The sequence below is a fragment of the Citricoccus zhacaiensis genome, assembly GCF_014645315.1.
Lineage (GTDB): Bacteria > Actinomycetota > Actinomycetes > Actinomycetales > Micrococcaceae > Citricoccus > Citricoccus zhacaiensis.
In genome coordinates this window covers 238,371-256,911 of record NZ_BMLQ01000001.1, presented here as the reverse complement: position 1 = coordinate 256,911, position 18,541 = coordinate 238,371, and the positions used below count along the sequence as shown (strand labels likewise).

The window sequence follows — 18,541 nt, the reverse complement described above, 5'->3', positions numbered from 1 at the left end:
GCCACGCTACCGTTCCCCGGTGGCCGCATCGGAACGCCCGTCGAGGAGGCGTCGCAATGACGCCAGCCGTTCGGGGCCAGCCGCCCCCGCGTGCCCCCCGGCCACCCAGGCGTCCAGGGCGCACCCGGGTTCCCCGGCGGCGTGCAGGCAACCGCGCGGGCAGTCCGCCAGCGCCGGGGCCAGGTCCTCGAAGGCCTCCACCACGCGGTCCCGGTCCACCAGCCCCAGCCCGAAGGACCGGATGCCGGGGGTGTCCACCAGCCAGGATCCGTCCGCGTCCGGCAGCGGGATCGCCAGCGCCGAGGACGAGGTGTGGCGGCCGCGGCCCGTGACGGCGTTGACGTGGCCGGTGGCACGCCGGGTCCCGGCCAGGGCGTTGAGCAGGGTGGACTTCCCGACGCCGGAGGGCCCCACGAGCACGGAGATGTGGCCTTCCAGCCGGGTCCGGAGGGTGGCGAGCAGGCCGGCGTCCAGATCAGCGTCACCGCTCGGCCCGTCCGGCTCTTCCGATTCATCCGCCTGCGCCGACTCCGCGACGCCTGTCGGGGCCGGTTCCGCGGCGCCCGAGGTGAGGACCTCGAGATCGAGGTGGCGGTAGTGGGAGAGCAGGTCGGCGGGATCGCGCAGGTCGGTCTTGGTGATGCACAGGATCGGCTCGATGCCGGCATCATAGGCGGCCACCAGGGCCCGGTCGATGAACCCGGTGCGCGGTTCCGGATTGGCCGCGGCCACCATGATCACGAGGATGTCCACGTTGGCCACCACCACGCGCTCGTAAGCGTCCGAATCGTCGGCGGATCGGCGCAGGACCGTGGACCGGTCCTCGATCCTCACGATCCGCGCGAGGCTCCCCTCGCGGCCGGAGAGGTCCCCGACGACGCCTACGAGGTCACCCGTGACCACGGGGTTGCGGCGCAGCTCCTTGGCACGCATGGCGGTGATGTCCCGAGTGCCGTCCTCGTCGCTGACCTGCACGGTGTACCGTCCGCGGTCCACCGTGACGACCCGCCCCACCAAGGCCTCTCCGTGCGTGGGGCGGTCCTTGGTGCGAGGACGGGAACCCTTCTTGGACGGGCGGGCACGGACATCGGACTCGTCCCACCGGCGCGGGTCGAAGTCGCGGCCGGGGCGGCTCATCCCCCCACCAGCCCGGTCCACATCTCCGGGAAGTCCGGCATCGTCTTCGCCGTGGTGGCGATGTTGCGGACGGTCACGTCCGGCACCACCAGGCCCACGACGGCGGCGAAGGTCGCCATCCGGTGGTCCTCATAGGTCTCCAGCGTGGCCCCGTGCAGTGGTGTGGTCCCGGCGGGGAGGCCGGTGAACACCAGCTGGTCCCGGCCCTCCTCGACCGCACCGCCGAGGCGCCCGGCTTCAGTCGCCAGCGCCGTCAGGCGGTCTGTCTCATGGCCGCGCAGCTGGCCGATGCGGGTCAACTGCCCCGGACCATCCGCCAGCAGGCAGAGGGCCGCCACGGTGGGGGCCAGTTCACCGGTGTCCGCGATCTCGCCCGGGGCGGTGATCCGTGCTCCGCCGGTCACGGTCAGCGTGCCCGTGGCACCACCCGGGACGGTGGGGGAGAAGTCCACGCGGGCGCCGAAGGCGGGCAGGATGCTGCGCCAGCGGTCACCGATCTGGGTGGTCCGGGCGGGCCAGTCGGGGACGGACACCGTGCCGGCCGTGGCGACGGCCGCCGCCAGGAAGGGCCCGGCATTGGACAGGTCTGGTTCCACCGCCGTGTCCAGGGCGCGGATCGGCCCGGGGGAGACCCTCCACTCGCCGGGAACGGAGTCGTCCACCTGGATACCGCAGCGCCGCAGCACCGCTACGGTCATGCCGACGTGCTCGGGACTCGGCACCGTGTCCCCGGTGTGCACCAGGTGCAGGCCATCGCGGAAACGGGGGGCGGCCAGCAACAGGGCGGAGACGAACTGGCTCGAACCCGAGGCATCCACCTCGACCCGGCCGCCGTCCACTCCGTCGGTGCCGTGGACGGTGAAGGGCAGGGTGCCGGCGTCGACCCCGGGGCCGTCCATCCGGACGCCGAGTCCGGCCAGGCCGTCCAGGACCGGACCCATGGGCCGGGACAGGGCGGCCTCGTCACCGACGAATCGGACAGAACCGGACACGAGTGCGGCCACCGGTGGGACGAACCGCATGACGGTGCCGGCCAGGCCGCAGTCGATGGTGACGTCGCCGAGCGGGCCGGACGGGCCGGCGTCGGACCCGGTGATGGGAACGGTCGTGGGAAGGGGCGTGACCTCCACCGTACCGGGCGCGACCTCCGTGATGGTGGCCCCGAGGGCGACGAGGGCCTGGACCATGAGCCGGGAGTCACGGCTGTCCAGGACGCCACGCAGGCGGCTGGGCCCGTCGGCCAGGGCGGCCAGCACCAGATACCGGTTGGTGAGCGACTTGGAACCGGGCACGCGCACGGTGCCGGAGACGGGGCCGGAGGCTCGGGGTGCGGGCCAGGGATCGAGGGGCGCGGGAAAGGTGCTCACCCTGCCCAGATTACCGGCCGCGGAATATCCCTGCTGGTTGGGTTGCTGTACTCGCCAAGATCCACCTGCTCCAGCTGCTCTCCACCAGTCCAGCGCAGTCCAGCACAGTTCTGCACAGTCCAATCGTCCGGGAAGGATGGTCCTCATGGCCCCAGCCGTAGTGTCGCTTGCCGAACGGCCCCTCCTGACGGACCGGGCCGTAGACTGGCAGGCAATGGATACCAAAGACACCGCCTCGGTCCCCGCGGCGCACGACAACCCGGACGTGGACCTGGCCTCGGAGTCGGACGGCGCCCGGCGCATGCGCTTCGAGCGGGACGCACTGGAATACGTGGACCAGTTGTATTCGGCCGCCATGCGTATGACGCGTAACCCGCAGGACGCCGAGGACCTGGTCCAAGAGGCGTTCACCAAGGCGTACTCGTCCTTCCACCAGTACAAGCCGGGGACCAACCTCAAGGCATGGCTGTACCGAATCCTGACGAACACCTACATCAACCTGTACCGCAAGCGTCAGCGCCAGCCCCAGCAGGCGGCCACGGACACGGTCGAGGACTGGCAGATGGCGCAGGCTGCCGAGCACACGTCCAGCGGACTGCGGTCCGCCGAGACCGAGGCGTTGGACCACCTGCCCGATTCGGACGTCAAGGATGCCCTGCAGTCCATTCCGGAGGAGTTCCGCCTGGCCGTGTACTTCGCGGACGTGGAGGGCTTCGCCTACAAGGAGATCGCCGGGATCCTCGACATCCCCATCGGCACGGTCATGAGCCGGCTGCACCGCGGCCGCAAGCTGTTGCGCGGCCTGCTGACGGACTACGCCCGGGACCGCGGCATCAAGGTCGACCGGGCCGGCAAGAAGGGCCCCCAGGGCGCGAAGAACCAGAAGAGTACCACCACGACGACAGACCACACGACTGACACGGACAAGGAGGCGGGCAGATGAGCGAGGACTGCCAGAAGATCGGCGACTGTGAGGATGCCCGCATCCAGCGGCTCTACGAGTACCTCGACGGTGCGCTGACCCACCAGGACCTCGAGGAGGTCAAGAATCACCTGGGTGAGTGCACGGACTGTTCCCACGAGTACGACCTGGAGTGCATCATCCGCTCCGTGGTCAAGCGCAGCTGCTCCGAGAAGGCTCCCTCGACCCTGAAGGTCAGCATCATGGCCCGCATCAGTGAGATCAAGGTGGAAGCCGGCCATTGATCGCGCCGGTGCGTGCTGGTTGCGAGAGCGGCCCGCGGCGACGGCTTCACGCAGGACCAGAACAGGCTTAACGCAACAGACCCCGCCGGAGCGGACGGATCAACCGTCCCGATCGGCGGGGTCTAGTGCGTTGCAGGGCCTCAGGAGTTGGGCCGCTTGCCGTGGTTGGCGCTGCCCTTGCGGCGGTCCTTGCGCTTGCGTCCACGCTTGCTCATCGCGGTTCCTTCCGGTGATGGATGCCGTCATCGATACATGACAGCGTCCTCCAGTTTGGCACACGCCGGTTGCCCGGCCCAACTTGGGGGACTGGCCGGCCCAGACCGAGGAGTAGGCCGCGCCGGCCCGGTCAGGCGGTGGGCTCCGGCAGGTTCAGCCACTGGTACCAGCCCCGGTGCAGCACGAGCCAGGCGATGAGGCCGTAGCCGGCCTGGCCGGGCAGGCCCTGACCCGCCGCCAGGTCATTGCGCCACTGCTCGTGGTTCACCAGCGGTGTGAAGGTATCCACATAGTAGTGGTGGCGCCGGTCCGCCACGTCCATGTAGGCCGTGTTCAGCTCCTGCAGACGCGCATTGCGCTCGCCGTCCAAGGAGGGGACGGGGCCCACCACGAGGGTGGCGATGTCCAGCTGCGCGGCCCGGTCCAGGATGTTGGCCAGGTTCAGGCGCGCACGGGCCGTGGAGGACTCCCGGTCCAGGTCGAGATCGGACAACCCGATGACCAGCCGGTTCTCGGTCCCCTCGCCGTAGCGCAGTGCCGTCTCCGACTGCCAGCGCTGGGACAGGGCCTCGGTTCCCTCATCCGGGCGGGCGAGGACATAGCTCTCCAGCTGCACCCCGGGTGACGAGGTCTTGGCCAGCACGCGGCCGAGCCAGCCCAGGGCGCGGGGGTCGCCCACGCCGGCCAGCAATTCATTGCCGACGGAGGCGATGCGGATCCGACGAATCTCCACTGTTTACCTTTCGATGGGGTGCCCGTCACTGTACCAAGGCCGACTGGGAGCCGTGTACGGAATCGGGGTCTGGAGGGAAGCGCTGGGGAGCACTCGGCCCGGCCACCTGAGGTGGTGGCCGGGCCGAATACCCCCGTCAGGGACTGGCGGTGACGCTCAGCGGCCGAAGGCCTGGTCCAGCAGGATGGAGGCCTCATGATCGTGGCGGACCTTGGAGCCGGCGGACGTGGAGGCCGACGCCGGGCGGGACACCAGGGTGACCTTCCGGTCCAGTTCCGGCAGCAGGTTCAGGGCCATGAACGGCCACGGACCCTGGTTGGCGGGTTCGTCCTGGACCCAGGACACCGTGGCGTTCGGGTACTTGGCCAGCTCGGCCTGGATCTCCTCGGAGGGCAACGGGTAGAGCTGCTCCACGCGGATGATCGCCGTCTTGGTGTCCCCGTCCTTCTGGCGGCGAGCCAGCAGGTCGTAGTACAGGCGGCCGGAGACCAGCAGCACCTTCTCCACCGAGTTGCCGACCTCGTCGTCCGGGATGACCGCCTGGAAGCGGCCCTGGGTGAAGTCCTCCACCGTCGAGGACGCCGCCTTGAGGCGCAGCAGCTGCTTGGGCGTGAACACGATCAGCGGACGGCGCGGACGCGCGTAGGCCTGCTCGCGGAGCAGGTGGAAGTGGTTCGCACCGTTGGACGGGTTGGCCACCCGCATGTTGTCCTGGGCGCACATCTGCAGGAAGCGCTCGATCCGTGCGGACGAGTGATCCGGCCCCTGGCCCTCATAGCCGTGCGGCAGCAGCAGCACGAGCGAGGAGTTCTGACCCCACTTCTGCTCCGAGGAAGAGAGGAACTCGTCGATCACGGTCTGGGCGCCGTTGACGAAGTCGCCGAACTGGGCCTCCCACAGCACGAGGGCGTCGGAGCGCTCCACGGAGTACCCGTAGTCGAAGCCCATCGCGGCGTACTCACTCAGGAGTGAGTCGTACACCCAGAACTTGGCCTGGTCGCTGGACAGGTTCCTGATCGGCGTCCACTCGTCGTCCGTCACGCGGTCGTGGAAGACCGCGTGACGCTGCACGAAGGTGCCGCGGCGCGAGTCCTGGCCGGCCAGTCGCACCGGCACGCCCTCCATGAGCAGCGAGCCGAAGGCAGCGAGCTCGGCGAAGCCCCAGTCGATGTCCCCGTTCACGGCCATCTTGGCACGCTTCTCGAGCAGCGACTTGAGCTTCGGGTGGATGGTGAAGTCCTCGGGGATCTCCAGGTGGGCCTGACCGATCCGCTGCAGGGTCTCCTCGGTGATCTTGGTGCCGTCCGGCGCCTCGGGAGTGCGATCCTCATCGTCCGTGGTCTTCTCCAAGCCGGTGCCGATGACGGGGATGGGCGAGGTCTGAGCCTCATGGGTCTCCGCGAACACGCGCTCCAGGCGTTGCTGGTAGTCCTTCAGGGCCGAATCGGCCTCGTCCTGGGTGATGTCACCGCGGCCGACCAGGTTCTCCACGTACAGCTTGCGCACCGAGCGCTTCTGCTCGATGAGGTTGTACATGCGCGGCTGGGTCATCGAGGGGTCGTCACCCTCGTTGTGGCCGCGGCGGCGGTAGCAGATCATGTCGATGACGACGTCCTTGTTGAACCGCTGCCGGTACTGGTACGCCAGCTGGGCCACGCGGACCACGGACTCCGGGTCGTCGCCGTTGACGTGGAAGATCGGCGCCTGGATGGTCTTGGCCACGTCCGTGGCGTAGACCGAGGACCGGGCGGAGGACGGCGGGGTGGTGAAGCCGACCTGGTTGTTGACCACGACGTGGATGGTGCCGCCGGTGCGGTAGCCCCGCAGCTGGGAGAGGTTCAGCGTCTCCGCCACCACGCCCTGGCCCGCGAAGGCCGCATCCCCGTGCACCAGGATCGGCAGCACGGAGTAGGAGTTCACGGAGTCGCCACCGCGGTCCAGGCGGTCCTGCTTGGCGCGGACCACACCCTCCAGGACCGGGTTCACGGCCTCGAGGTGGGAGGGGTTGGCAGCCAGGTAGACCTTGGTGCGGTTGCCGCGGTCCGAGGTGAAGGTGCCCTCGGTGCCGAGGTGGTACTTCACGTCACCGGAGCCCTCCACGGAACCCGGGATGGCGGTGCCTTCGAACTCGCGGAAGACCTGGGCGTAGGTCTTGCCCGCGATGTTGGTCAGCACGTTGAGGCGGCCGCGGTGGGCCATGCCGATCGCGACCTCGTCGAGGCCTTCATCAGCGGCGCCGGAGATCACCCCGTCCAGCAGGGCGATCAGCGATTCACCGCCTTCGAGGGAGAAGCGCTTCTGGCCGACGAACTTCGTCTGCAGGAACGTCTCGAAGGCCTCGGCGGCGTTGAGGCGGCCGAGGATGCGCAGCTGCTCCTCACGCGTGGGCTTGGCATAGGGATGCTCCAGCTCGTCCTGGAACCATTTGCGCTCGGCCGGGTCCTGGATGTGCATGTACTCCACGCCGGTGTTGCGGCAGTAGGCATCCCGCAGCACGCCGAGGATGCTGCGCAGCGGCAGCATGGGCTGGCCGCCGAAGCCGCCGGTGGGCCACTCGCGGTCCAGGTCCCACAGGGTCAGCCCGTGCTCCAGGATGTCCAGGTCCGGGTGCTTGCGCATCGTGTACTCGAGCGGGTCCACGTCTGCGATCAGGTGGCCGCGCACGCGGTAGGAGTGGATCATCTGCTGGATCCGTGCGACCTTGTTGATCTGGTCTTCCGGGTTGACCTGGACGTCCGGCTTCCACTGCACCGGCTCGTAGGGGATCCGCAGCGATTCGAAGATCTCCTCGTAGAAGCCCTGCTCACCGAGCAGCAGCCCGTGGATGATCTTCAGGAACTCGCCGGAGGCGGCACCCTGGATCACACGGTGGTCATAGGTGGAGGTCAGCGTGATGGTCTTGGAGACGGCCAGGCGGTTCAGGGTCTTCTCGGAGGCCCCCTGGAATTCGGCCGGGTAGTTCAGGGCACCGACGCCGATGATGGCGGCCTGGCCCTCGGAGAGGCGCGGCACGGAGTGCACGGTGCCGATGCCGCCGGGGTTGGTCAGTGAGACGGTGGTGCCGGCGTAGTCGTCCAGGCCCAGCTTGTTGTCCCGGGCGCGCTTGACCAGATCCTCGTAGGCGCGCCAGAAGTCGATGAAGTTCATGGACTCGGCACCCTTGATGTTCGGGACCACGAGGGTGCGCGAGCCGTCCTTCTGCGGCAGGTCGATGGCCAGGCCGAAGTTGATGTGGGCCGGTTCCACGATGGAGGGCTTGCCGTCCACCTCGCGGTACAGGACGTTCATGGCCGGGTACTGGGCCAGCGCGCGGATCAGGGCGTAGCCGATCAGGTGCGTGAAGGAGACCTTGCCGCCGCGGCTGCGCTTGAGGTGGTTGTTGATGACCACGCGGTTGTCGATGAGCAGCTTGGCGGGGACATCGCGCACCGTGGTCGCGGTCGGCATGGACAGCGAGGCGTCCATGTTCTTCGCCACGGCCCGTGACATTCCGCGCAGGGGGGAGACCTTGTCCTCGGTGGACTCCTCGGACCCCTTCTTCTTGGTCTTCTCCGGCTCGGACGGAACAGGGGCGGTGGCCGGGGCGCCGGACTTCTTCACGGCGGGGGATGCGGAGGCGGCGGACGGGGCGGTGGCCTTCTTCGGGTCCTCGGCCTTCTCGGCCGGTGCGGCCTTGGCTGTCTTCCCTGCCTTCTCTGACTTCTCAGTCTTTTCACCAGAGCCGGCGGACTGGCCCGAACCGTTCGAATCGGCACGCTTGCCGACGTCGACGGCGGTGTCCTTCACGGCCTGCGAGGACGCCCTGGCCGGTGAGGCGGACGGAGCGGCTGCGGACGCCGGGGTGTCCGCTTCCAGCCGTTCGAAGATCTGGACCCACTTGGCATCCACGGAGGATTTGTCCGCCTTGTACTTGTCGTAGATTTCCGCGACGAGCCATTCGTTTCCGGGAAATTCCGCGGAAAGCCGGTCGGACGTGAGTTCTGGCACGGTGGTAACGCCTCTTCCGTAAGTTTCTGTATGGTTCACCGGCGGGTGCATCCCTGCTGCGCGCCCCGCTCCGGTCCGCTCTGTTGGCGCGCCTCCCCAAGCATAGTGATAGTTCGGCGTCAGGTTCCAACGCATGCCGGGATTTTCTGCAAGACATCCGCGAGGCCTTCGCGAACCCCCTGCGAATCGGTTCGTGGGAGCATGGGGCCATGGAATTCCTCACGACGCCGACCACCGATCTCACCTATGCGGATGTGTTCCTGGTTCCCTCGAAGTCCGAGGTCACGAGCCGGATGGACGTGGACATCTCCGCGGACGACGCCACCGGAGCGACCATCCCGCTGGTGTCCGCCAACATGACCGCCGTGACCGGCCGCCGCATGGTGGAGACGATGGCCCGGCGCGGTGGACTGGGCATCCTGCCGCAAGACGTGCCCCTGGACGTCATCGAGCAGGTGGCGGGCTGGGTGAAGCGCCGTCACCCCGTCTTCGAGACGCCGCTGCGGGTCCGTCCCACCGACACCGTGCTGGATGTGCTGCACCTGCTCGGCAAACGCAACCACCCGGCGGTCTGCGTGGTCGAGGGCGGGACGGGCGCGGACGGGACGGGCGCGGACGGGACGGGAGAGGAGGAGGTCTTCGCCGGCATCGTCCGCCGCGAGGACTGCGAGGGCGTGGACCGCTTTTCCTCGGTGGCCTCGGTGCTCCGGTCACCGGCTCTGACCTTCGAGGCCGGGTCCTTCCCGTCCCTTCAGGAGGCCTTCGGCCAGCTGGACACGGCCGGCGTGGCGTACGCCCCGGTCCTGGACGGCACGGCGCTGGTGGGCGTGATGACGCCCTCGGGCGCCCTGCGCTCGGGGATGTTCGCCCCCGCGCTGGACCGGAACGGGGCGCTGGGTCTCGGCGCCGCCGTCGGGATCAACGGAGACGTGGCCGGCCGGGCCACCGCCCTGGTGGAGTACGGCGTGGACGTGCTCGTGCTGGACACCGCGCACGGCCACCAGCAGAAGATGCTGGACGCCCTGGCCGCGGTGAAGTCTCTGGACCTGCCGGTGCCCGTGGTGGCCGGCAACGTGGTCTCGGCCGGCGGCGTGCGCGAGCTCGTGGCCGCGGGTGCGGACATCATCAAGGTCGGCGTGGGGCCGGGCGCCATGTGCACCACCCGGATGATGACCGCCGTGGGCCGGCCCCAGTTCTCCGCGGTGCTGGACTGTGCCGCGGCTGCCCGGGACCTGGGCAAGCACGTCTGGGCCGACGGCGGTGTCCGTTACCCGCGTGACGTCGCCCTGGCCCTGGCGGCGGGTGCCAGCCAGGTGATGATCGGCTCCTGGTTCGCGGGCACGGTTGAGTCCCCCGGGGACCTGGTGGCCGACGCCGACGGGCGCCAGTACAAGGAGAGTTTCGGCATGGCCTCGGCGCGGGCCGTGCAGAACCGCACCAAGGCGGAGGACGCCTATTCGCGGGCCCGCAAGGCCATGTTCGAGGAGGGCATCTCCACCTCGCGGATGTACCTGGACCCGGAGCGGCCCTCGGTGGAGGACCTGCTGGACATGATCACGGCCGGGGTGCGCTCCTCCATGAGCTACGCCGGCGCGAGCGACCTGGCCCAGTTCCGCGAGCGCGCCGTCGTCGGGGTGCAGTCCGCGGCCGGCTACGAGGAGGGGCGGCCGGTCCGGCAGTCCTGGTGAGGTGCCGGTGAGATGCCGGTGAGGCGCGGCGGGAAGTGTTCCGTATACTGGGAGCACTATGGACAGACACCGATCTGGTGCCACCGCCCGCCGCCGGGGATCCCTTCTGGATTCCGCCGTGGCCGGAACGGAGCCCTCTAGTACGTGCCCACTGAACGACCCGGCCGCTGACGGTCCCGCGGGGGGTGGGTGCTGACGTGGAATGGCTCCTGCTTGCCCTGGGCCTTCTGCTCGTCTTCGGGACCGGCTTCTTCGTGGCCGTGGAGTTCTCGATGATCGCCCTGGACGTCCCCACCGTCCAGCGGCTGGTGGACGAGGGCGACCGCGGCGCCGAGCCGCTGCTGAAGTGCCTGAAGTCGCTCTCGACACAGCTCTCCGCGTGCCAGCTCGGCATCACGCTGACGACCCTGCTCACGGGCTACCTGATGGAACCGTCCCTCGGTGCCCTCCTGGCGGGGCCGATGGCGGCCCTCGGGTTGAACGAGGCCACCGCCTCGACCGTCTCGATCGTGGTGGCCATGGTGGCCGCCACCCTCGCCTCGATGCTCATCGGCGAGTTGATCCCGAAGAACCTCTCGATCGCCCGGTCCATGCAGGTCGGCCGCGCCCTGGCGCGCCCCATGCTGGTGTTCTCGCTGGTCTTCCGGCCGGTGATCTTCATCCTAAACGGCTTCTCCAACCGGGTACTGCACCTGTTCGGCATGGAGGCCAAGGAGGAGATCTCCGGTTCGCGCACCCCGGAAGAACTCTCGTCCCTGATCCGCCGGTCCGCCGAGATGGGCACGCTGGACGAGAAGACCGCCGTGTTCGTGGACCGCACCCTGCGGTTCTCCGATCGCACCGCGGCCGACGTGATGACCCCGCGCATCAGGATGGAGTCGATCGAGGTCGACGAGCCCCTGGATGCCGTCATCGAGACCGCCCGCCGCACGGGCTACTCCCGGTTCCCGGTCATCGGTGACTCCCCGGACGACGTCCGTGGGGTGCTCCACGTCAAGAAGGCCGTGGCGGTGCCGCGCGCCAAGCGTCAGGAACTCGTGGCCGCCACCATCATGACCGACGTCGGCCGCGTGCCGGAGACCGTGCACCTGGACCAGCTGTTGACGGAGCTGCGCTCCTCCAGCCTCCAGGTCGCCATGGTCGTGGACGAGTACGGCGGCACCGCCGGCATGGTCACCCTCGAGGACCTCGTGGAGGAGATCGTCGGCGAGGTCTCCGACGAGCATGACCGGGTCACCCCCGGAGTGCTCCAGACCGCCTCCGGCAAGTGGTACTTCCCGGCCCTGATGCGCCCCGACGAGGTCGGTGCGCAGATCCCGGCCCTGAAGGTGCCGGAGGACGGCTCCTATGACACGGTCGGCGGCTACATCATGGCCGTGCTCGGCCGGGTGGCCGAGGCCGGGGACACCGTGGCGGCCGACGGCGGCACCCTGGTGGTGGAGCGGATGGACGGGCGCCGGGTGGACCGGGTCAAGTTCGTGCCGAGCGCCCCTAACCTCGCCGCGGCCGAGGCGTCCGGTTCATCCGGTTCAGCCCGTTCAGCCGGATCAGCTGATCAGCGGAAGGCGGCCCACCGATGAACGCGCTCAACAACGACGTCATGGGCATCGTGTGGCTGGTAGTGCTGCTGATCGCCAACGCCTTCTTCGTGGCCGGCGAGTTCGCCGTCATGGGCGCCCGCCGCAGCCAGATCGAGCCCAAGGCCGATGCCGGCTCGGGCCGGGCCCGGACTGCCCTGTTCGCCATGGAGCACGTCAGCCAGATGCTCGCCGTGTGCCAGCTCGGCATCACGGTCTGCTCGCTGCTGATCCTCAACGTGTCCGAACCGGCCATCCATCACCTGCTCGTCCTCCCGCTGGAGGGCATGGGGGTCCCGACGGCGGCCGCGGACGTCACGGCCTTCGTCATCGCCCTGCTGGTGGTCACCTTCCTCCACGTCACCTTCGGCGAGATGGTCCCGAAGAACGCCGCCGTCTCCATGGCGGACAAGGCGGTCATGCTCCTGGCCACCCCACTGGTCTGGCTGAACAAGGTCCTGCACCCGGTGATCGTGGCCCTGAACTGGGCCGCCAACATCGTGTTGCGGGCCCTGAAGGTCGAGCCGCAGGACGAAGTCAACTCGACGTACACCCTCGAGGAGGTCCAGTCCATCGTGGCCGAGTCCACCAGGACTGGCCTCGTGGACGACGGCTCCGGCCTGATCTCCGGCGCCCTGGAGTTCTCCGACTACACGACCGAGGCCGTCATGGTGCCGGTCTCCGACGTGGTCTCCCTGCCGGCCGACGTGGCGCCCAAGGCCTTCGAGACGGCGGTGGGCCGCACCGGCTTCTCCCGCTTCGTGCTGGAGGACGGCGATGGCTCCTACACCGGGTACCTGCACCTCAAGGACGTCATGACCGTTCCCGGGGAGCGCTACCGGGAGCCCGTGCCGGTGACCAAGGTCCGTTCCATGGCCAACGTGTCCGTCACGGACGAGATCGAGGACGCCCTGAGCCTGATGCAGCGCACCGGTTCCCACGTGGCCCGGGTCATCTCGGCCGAGGGAGAGACGGTCGGCGTGCTGTTCCTCGAGGACGTGCTCGAGATCCTGGTGGGCGAGATCCACGATGCGACCCAGTCCAACAACCCCCTGAAGCTCCAGGCTCCGGGGCGGTAGCGGGGCTGAGGGCACCCACGGGCGTAGCGAGGCTCCTGGTCTGACAGCAGCACGGATTATTGGCAACGGTTCGCAGCATGCTAAGTTGACAACCGTTCTCAATAGATCTCACCGCCCGGAAGGCACCCCATGCACGAGACCCCGTCGCCCGCCACCCGACCCGCCCCCGGGCGGCCGGGTCGAAGACGGTCCGGCACCCCGCGGCGGCGCATCCTGCCCCTGGCGGCTCTCGCGCTGACCGGCACCGTCCTGGCCGGATGTGCGGGTGGGGGCTCCGGGGAGGAGGCAGCCTCGGGCGGGACGGAACCCGTGGCCGTGGCCACCACCACCCAGCTCGGCAGCATCCTGGACAGCATCACCTCCTGTGCCGGGACCACCTCGTCCACCGTGATGGGCCCCGGTGACGATCCGCACGACTTCTCGCCTTCCTCGCGGCAGATCGCCGAGATGGCGGACGTCGGTCTGGTCGTCACCAACGGCCTCGGCCTCGAGGCGGGGATGCAAACAGCCCTGGACAATGCCACGGCGGACGGGGCCCACCTGGTCGCGGTGGCCCCCGAGGTGGACCCGTTGCCGTTCGCTGAGCACGACGGGCATGAGGGCGGTTCCCATGAGGGTCACTCCCATGACGGCCACTCCCATGAAGGCGCCGACCCGCACTTCTGGATGGACGTCGCCCGCATGGGCCAGGCGGCCGAGCTGATCGGGGCGGAACTCGCCGAGGTCACCGGAGACGGGCAGTATGCGGACTGCGGTTCCCAGGCGGCCGAGGAACTGGCCGCGGTGGACGCTGAGGTGCGCCAGATCCTGGAAGTGATCCCGGAGGACCGCCGCACTCTGGTGACCGACCACGCCGCCTACAACTACTTCGCCGAGGCCTACGGGTTCGAGATCGCCGGCGTGGTCGTCCCCGGAGGCTCCACGGACGCCGAACCGTCCTCCGGGGAGCTGGCCGGACTGGTGGCCCAGATGAACGAGGAGGGGGCGGACGCCCTCGTCACGGGTGCCGGCGCCGGCAACAAGCTCGTGGCAGCGCTGTCTGCCGAGACCGGGGGAGAGGTCCCGGTCGTGGAACTCTACGAAGGTGGGATCGGCCCAGAGGGTTCCGGTGCCGAGACCTATGCCGACGCGATGGTGCTCAATGCCCGCACCCTCGCCGAGGCCCTACAGTGAGTGACGTGCTGCTCTCCGCGTTCCCTGTGTTCTCCGTGTTCTCCGCGGGTTGGCTGGTCGAGCCCTTCGCCCTGGGCTTCCAGCAGCGCGCCCTCGTCGGAGGTCTCGTGGCCGCGGTGATGTGCTCCGTGGTCGGGGTATGGCTGGTGCTGCGCGGCATGAGCTTCTTCGGTGACGCCTTCGTCCACGGCGTGATCCCCGGTATCGCCGCCGCCGTGCTCTTCGGGTTCTCCCCGTACGTGGGGGCCGCCATCGCCGCCGCCGCCATGGTGGGCGGGATGCAGCTGATCTACCGCACCACCACGCTCAAGGAGGACACCTCCATCGGCCTGCTGTTCGTGGGCATGATGGCCCTCGGCGTGGTCCTGATCTCCAAATCCGAGTCCTATACGGGCTCGCTGACGGCCATCCTCTTCGGCGACGCCCTCGGTGTCAGCTGGGAGGACATCCGCACGCAGACAGTGATGGCCGTGGTGGTCATCGCCTTCGCCGTGCTGCTGTACCGGCCCCTGATGTCCCTCTCGTTCTCCCCGGCCAAGGCACAGTCGCTGGGGATGCATCCGAAGCTCACGCACGGGCTGCTGCTCGTCCTCATCGCCACGGCCGTCATCGGCAGCTTCCAGGCCGTGGGGACGCTGCTGGTGTTCGGCCTGCTCGTCGGGCCACCGGCCACCGCGGCCCTCGTCTCCCGCACGGTGCCGGTGATGATCACCTGGTCCGTGGCCATCGCGGTGGTCTCGGTCTGGTGCGGGCTGACCCTCAGCTACCACTGGGGCACGGCCGGCTCGGCGACCATGGCGCTGGTGCCGATCGTGCTGTTCTTCCTCGTGCTGGCCGTCCGGGAGGCGGTCCGAGGGGTGCGGCGGCGTGGGCGTCCGGACGATCCGGCGCATCCGATGAATGATGCGAACAACGGCACGGTGGACGAGGCGGTGAGCGCATGAGCGGCGTCCTCGTCGACGCGCGGGACCTCGTCCTCTCCCACGGCCACCAGATCGCCCTGCACTCCTCGTCGTTCCGGGTTCCGCTGGGCGGGGTCACCGCTGTCATCGGACCTAACGGGTCCGGCAAATCGACGCTCCTGCAGGCGATCGCGGGGGTGCTGGAGCCGGCGTCGGGCTCCTTGACGGTGCTGGGCGGCTCGGTCCGGGACAGCCGGCAGCGCATCTCCTATGTCATGCAGTCCGTGGTCTTCCCGGTGGGAACGCCGATGACCGTACGGGATGTGGTCCGGATGGGCCGCTATCCGGCAGCGGGGTGGCTGCGGCCGTTCACGAAGGCCGACCGTGCGGCAGTACGGGAAGCCATGGAACAGATGAAGGTGGAGGATCTGGCGGGCCGCCACCTGGATGAGCTCTCCGGCGGTCAGCGGCAGCGGGTCTACGTGGCCCAGGGGCTGGCCCAGGGGCATGAGGTGCTCATGCTGGATGAGCCGATGACCGGACTCGACATCACCTCGGCTCGCACCATCGACCGCATCATCCACGCGGAGACCACGCACGGACACTCCGTGGTCCTCACCACGCACGACCTGGACGAGGCGCGCGCCGCAGACCACGTCATCCTCGTGCACGGCCGGGTGGTGGCCTCCGGCCGCCCCGAGGACGTCATGACGCGCTCGAATCTGGAAGCCGTCTACGGCCTTGGCTCCCTGCACGGCTCCGCGGAGGACGACGCCCCGGTCCTCGTGGATCCGGACTGCACAGCGGAAGAGGTTCAGGAGCGGGAGCAGTCCGGGCAGATCCCGTAGATCTCCACCGTGTGCTCCACCTCGGTGAACTCGTGCTCGGACGCGATCCGGGCCGCCCACTGCTCCACGGCGGGGGCCTCGATCTCCACCGCGCGGCCGCAGCGGCGGCACACCAGGTGGTGGTGATGGGTCTGGGCCTCGCAGCGGCGGAACAGCGATTCGCCGTCATCCGGGTTCAGCACGTCCACCAGCCCGTCCTGCTGTTGTTGCTGGAGGACGCGGTACACGGTGGCCAGGGAGACCTGCTCGCCGCGCTCCTTGAGGACGGCGAAGAGTTCCTGGGCGCTGACGAAGTCGGTGAGCTCGTCCAGGGCACGGTTTACGGCGGTCTTCTGCCGGGTGGAGCGGCTTTTCACAGGTCCGGCATTCATCCAGGCAAGGCTACCAGCGTCCTCGTCCCGCGGGGCCGGGGAGCCGGGCAGCGAGAGATCGGCAGGGAACTCGTGCCTGACGTGGAGCACCTTCCTCCGTTAGGGTGGAGCGGTGCCTACCCAGATAGTCCTCACCAAGTACGGCCATGCGTGCATCCGGCTCGAGAAGGACGGGCGTCGCGTCGTCCTCGATCCGGGGAATTTCACCGATGTCCCCGTGGCCCTCGACGGCGCCGAACACATCCTCGTCACGCACGAGCACGCCGACCACCTCGACGACGGCCCGGTCCTGGAGCACCTGGCGGCACACCCGGACGTGACGGTGCGGGCGCCCGCCGCTGCGGTGGCCCGACTGGCCGCAGCGGCGCCGTCCGCCGGTGTGAATCCGGACCGGATCATCCCCACGGGGCCCGGGGAGGAATTCGAGACGGCCGGGTTCGCGGTCCAGACCGTGGGCGGCCAGCACGCCGTGATCCACCCACAGATCCCCGTGGTGGCCAACACCGGCTACCTCATCGACGGCCTCGTCTACCACCCGGGGGACAGCTACATCGTCCCACCGGGCCCGGTCCCGGACACCCTCTTGGTGCCCCTGAGCGCCCCCTGGAGCAAGCTGTCAGAGATGGTGGACTTCATCACCGCCGTCCGTCCCCGCCAAGCCATCCCGGTGCACGACGGCCTGCTCAACGGCCGCGGGCTGCCGATGTACCGCCGGCAGGCCACGACCTTCGCCGAGCGCTATGGCACCGAACTGACCGTCCTGGAGGAGGGGGAGAGCACGTGGATCTAGCCTCCCAGCCTCCCGTCCTCGTGGACGTGCGGGTCCTGGCCTCCTGGCAGGGCCGTGACAGCCTGGTGCCGGACGGCCTGCCGGCCGATCCGCCAGCCGAGGCGCCGGCCGGATTCGTGAAACGTGAGCCCGCCCCGACGGAGGAGACCCTCAAGATCCTGGATGTGCGGTGGACGCCGATGGGGACCGGCAACGGCCATGAGGAATACCTCCGGGGCCACATTCCCGGGGCGGTCTACGTGAGCATGGGCAGCCAGCTGGCCGGCCACTACGGACCGCGGGAGGGCCGTCATCCGTTGCCCGATCCGGCCCGCTTCGGGGACACCGTGCGCATGCTCGGTCTCAACGACGGAGACACCGTGGTGGTCTACGACGATGCCCACGGCACCTCCGCGGCCCGCGCCTGGTGGCTGTTGCGGCACGCCGGGGTGGAGAAGGCCTACCTCCTCGACGGCGGGCTGGGAGCCTGGCGGGCGGCGAACCTGCCGCTGCAGGCCGGCGACGTCATCCCCCGGCCCGGGCGGGTCCGGACCACCTGGGGACAGATGCCGGTGCTGACCATGGACGATGCCGCCACACTTCCCGAGGACGGCATGCTGCTCGACGCCCGTGCGGCGGAACGCTACCGCGGCGAAGCCGAGCCACTGGACCCCGTTGCCGGCCACATCCCCGGGGCGGTCAGCGCCCCGACCGCGGACAACGTGGACGAGACGGGTCACTTCCGGCCGGCCGGCGAACTCGCCGAACGGTTCCGGGCGCTGGGCGTGGACGACGCCAGCATCGTGGGCGCCTACTGCGGGTCCGGCGTGAGCGCGGCCCATCAGATCGCGGCACTGCATGTCGCCGGGATCCCGGCCGCCCTGTACCCGGGGTCGTGGTCGGCCTGGTCCAATACCCCGGGACGGCCCGTGGCCACCGGAGAACGGCCGTGACGCCGGCCCCCCGTGGACCGATGCCGGTCCCGCGGGGGAAGATCGAAGCAGCAGTGAGCACCAGTCCCGCACCAGGAGGCCACACCATGAGCACCGTCTTCACCCGCATCATCAACGGGGAACTTCCCGGCCGGTTCGTCTGGAAGGACGAGACGTGCGTGGCGTTCCTCTCCATCGGCCCCCTGACCCAGGGCCATACCCTCGTGGTGCCGCGCGCTGAGGTCGACCTCTGGACCGACGCGGAGCCCGAGCTGGTCTCCCACCTGATGACCGTCGCGCAGGCCATCGGTCAGGTCCAAGTGGAGGCCTTCAACGCGCACCGGGCCGGACTCATGGTGGCCGGCTATGAGATCCCGCACCTGCACGTGCACGTCTGGCCGTCGAACTCCCTTGATGACTTCGACCTGGACCAGGTGGACAACAACCCCGAACCCGAGGACCTCGACGAGGCCGCCGACCGGATCCGGGCCGGGCTGCGGGTGGCCGGTCACACGGAGTATGTGCCCGAGGACTGAGCCGATCCCGGAGTAGCCGA

The 18,541-nt window shown here is 69.3% G+C and carries 17 protein-coding genes; 11 read left to right on the top strand and 6 right to left on the bottom strand.

Annotated features, from left to right (window positions below; translation table 11 throughout):
• Window positions 1–6: 6 nt before the first annotated feature.
• Together rsgA and aroA are read right to left on the bottom strand one after the other, a co-directional pair.
• Entirely contained in the window at window positions 7–1,137 is a 1,131-nt protein-coding gene (rsgA, locus tag IEX49_RS01100; RefSeq protein WP_188803370.1) for a ribosome small subunit-dependent GTPase A, read from the bottom strand.
• Complete coding sequence (aroA, locus tag IEX49_RS01095) at window positions 1,134–2,513, bottom strand: 3-phosphoshikimate 1-carboxyvinyltransferase (RefSeq protein WP_373286665.1); 1,380 nt, start codon at window positions 2,511–2,513, stop codon at window positions 1,134–1,136. The genes rsgA and aroA overlap by 4 nt, the downstream gene beginning before the upstream one ends.
• Before the next feature lie 205 nt (window positions 2,514–2,718).
• Here aroA and IEX49_RS01090 point away from each other — a divergent pair, with 205 nt between their 5' ends.
• Both IEX49_RS01090 and rsrA read left to right on the top strand, forming a co-directional pair.
• Complete coding sequence (locus IEX49_RS01090) at window positions 2,719–3,447, top strand: sigma-70 family RNA polymerase sigma factor (protein ID WP_188803366.1); 729 nt, start codon at window positions 2,719–2,721, stop codon at window positions 3,445–3,447.
• A complete protein-coding gene (gene rsrA, locus IEX49_RS01085; RefSeq protein WP_159550047.1) occupies window positions 3,444–3,710 on the top strand; it encodes a mycothiol system anti-sigma-R factor in 267 nt (88 codons plus the stop codon). The genes IEX49_RS01090 and rsrA overlap by 4 nt, the downstream gene beginning before the upstream one ends.
• A 140-nt stretch (window positions 3,711–3,850) precedes the next feature.
• Here the strand turns inward: rsrA and IEX49_RS17110 are convergent, their stop codons facing one another.
• The 3 genes from IEX49_RS17110 to IEX49_RS01075 form a co-directional block, all read right to left on the bottom strand.
• Entirely contained in the window at window positions 3,851–3,925 is a 75-nt protein-coding gene (locus IEX49_RS17110; protein WP_371300742.1) for a 50S ribosomal protein bL37, read from the bottom strand.
• A 131-nt stretch (window positions 3,926–4,056) separates the two neighbouring features.
• Window positions 4,057–4,659, bottom strand: coding sequence for a GDSL-type esterase/lipase family protein (locus tag IEX49_RS01080; RefSeq protein ID WP_188803364.1), 603 nt, complete (start codon window positions 4,657–4,659; stop codon window positions 4,057–4,059).
• A gap of 156 nt (window positions 4,660–4,815) precedes the next feature.
• On the bottom strand, window positions 4,816–8,646 hold the full coding sequence (locus IEX49_RS01075) for a multifunctional oxoglutarate decarboxylase/oxoglutarate dehydrogenase thiamine pyrophosphate-binding subunit/dihydrolipoyllysine-residue succinyltransferase subunit (protein WP_188803362.1): 3,831 nt from the start codon (window positions 8,644–8,646) through the stop codon (window positions 4,816–4,818).
• Window positions 8,647–8,855: 209 nt separating this feature from the next.
• Here IEX49_RS01075 and guaB1 point away from each other — a divergent pair, with 209 nt between their 5' ends.
• From guaB1 to IEX49_RS01045, 6 genes are all read left to right on the top strand, one after another.
• Complete coding sequence (gene guaB1 / locus IEX49_RS01070; RefSeq protein WP_188803360.1) at window positions 8,856–10,334, top strand: GMP reductase; 1,479 nt, start codon at window positions 8,856–8,858, stop codon at window positions 10,332–10,334.
• Between the two features lie 197 nt (window positions 10,335–10,531).
• Window positions 10,532–11,914 carry a hemolysin family protein gene (locus tag IEX49_RS01065; RefSeq protein ID WP_188803358.1) on the top strand — a complete coding sequence of 461 codons (1,383 nt, stop codon included), beginning with the start codon at window positions 10,532–10,534 and terminating at the stop codon, window positions 11,912–11,914.
• Complete coding sequence (locus tag IEX49_RS01060; protein ID WP_188803356.1) at window positions 11,911–12,990, top strand: hemolysin family protein; 1,080 nt, start codon at window positions 11,911–11,913, stop codon at window positions 12,988–12,990. The genes IEX49_RS01065 and IEX49_RS01060 overlap by 4 nt, the downstream gene beginning before the upstream one ends.
• A gap of 129 nt (window positions 12,991–13,119) precedes the next feature.
• On the top strand, window positions 13,120–14,163 hold the full coding sequence (locus tag IEX49_RS01055; RefSeq protein ID WP_188803354.1) for a metal ABC transporter substrate-binding protein: 1,044 nt from the start codon (window positions 13,120–13,122) through the stop codon (window positions 14,161–14,163).
• Between the two features lie 5 nt (window positions 14,164–14,168).
• On the top strand, window positions 14,169–15,107 hold the full coding sequence (locus IEX49_RS01050) for a metal ABC transporter permease (protein WP_229672074.1): 939 nt from the start codon (window positions 14,169–14,171) through the stop codon (window positions 15,105–15,107).
• Window positions 15,104–15,913 (top strand): metal ABC transporter ATP-binding protein, encoded by an 810-nt coding sequence (locus tag IEX49_RS01045; protein ID WP_188803352.1) that lies wholly within the window; start codon window positions 15,104–15,106, stop codon window positions 15,911–15,913. Before IEX49_RS01050 ends, IEX49_RS01045 begins: the two co-directional genes overlap by 4 nt.
• Here the strand turns inward: IEX49_RS01045 and IEX49_RS01040 are convergent.
• Complete coding sequence (locus IEX49_RS01040) at window positions 15,880–16,284, bottom strand: Fur family transcriptional regulator (RefSeq protein WP_188803350.1); 405 nt, start codon at window positions 16,282–16,284, stop codon at window positions 15,880–15,882. The two genes, IEX49_RS01045 and IEX49_RS01040, sit on opposite strands and share 34 nt — an antisense overlap.
• A gap of 112 nt (window positions 16,285–16,396) precedes the next feature.
• On the opposite strand from IEX49_RS01040, the gene IEX49_RS01035 reads away from it, so the two are divergent.
• The 3 genes from IEX49_RS01035 to IEX49_RS01025 all read left to right on the top strand — a co-directional run bounded on the left by IEX49_RS01035 (window position 16,397) and on the right by IEX49_RS01025 (window position 18,521).
• Window positions 16,397–17,074, top strand: a complete 678-nt coding sequence (locus IEX49_RS01035) for an MBL fold metallo-hydrolase (protein WP_188803348.1) — start codon at window positions 16,397–16,399, stop codon at window positions 17,072–17,074.
• Window positions 17,065–18,006: a sulfurtransferase gene (locus tag IEX49_RS01030; RefSeq protein ID WP_188803346.1), complete on the top strand. Its 942-nt coding sequence runs from the start codon at window positions 17,065–17,067 to the stop codon at window positions 18,004–18,006. Before IEX49_RS01035 ends, IEX49_RS01030 begins: the two co-directional genes overlap by 10 nt.
• An 86-nt stretch (window positions 18,007–18,092) precedes the next feature.
• Window positions 18,093–18,521 (top strand): HIT family protein, encoded by a 429-nt coding sequence (locus IEX49_RS01025; RefSeq protein WP_188803344.1) that lies wholly within the window; start codon window positions 18,093–18,095, stop codon window positions 18,519–18,521.
• Window positions 18,522–18,541: the final 20 nt, after the last annotated feature.